Consider the following 430-nt stretch of genomic DNA (forward strand, 5'->3'; position numbering starts at 1 on the left):
ATAGCATTTTCAGTACCCGGACGCCAATCATTGCCATTGCCATTAATGGCAAATGCCCCAGCCTCAGACGGATTGCTCGTGGCATTCCAACCTGCAAGATTTGCCAGAGGCGTATTGGACAGCCAATTACCTACAACGGGTGCACTAGTTTCAAGGACAGTAGTACGGCTGGCAACAGCATCAACTGCTGTAGCACGTGCGTTAGACTCGTCGGTAATACGACCATTAGCAACAGCCAACCCATTATTCAGATTGGCTACGTTGGCCTCGATAGTAGAAGCACGACCTGCTAAAGCAGAGTCTGCATTAGCACGAGTAGATTCCTCATTAAGTACGCGAGCATTAGTCCTTACATCGTCAGTGATCTCCCGGAAAAACCAACCCGAGATCTGATAACCACTACTAGGGGGCATATTGTCAACATTAATAC

At 48.1% G+C, this 430-nt stretch carries 1 protein-coding gene; it reads right to left on the reverse strand.

Annotated elements, in window-relative coordinates; translation table 11 throughout:
- Window positions 1-430: hypothetical protein (locus VJI94_RS08030; protein ID WP_324008966.1), on the reverse strand; the 430-nt coding region annotated here is incomplete at both ends.

The sequence above is a fragment of the Parvimonas sp. D9 genome, assembly GCF_035282565.1.
Classification (GTDB): Bacteria; Bacillota; Clostridia; order Tissierellales; family Peptoniphilaceae; genus Parvimonas; species Parvimonas micra.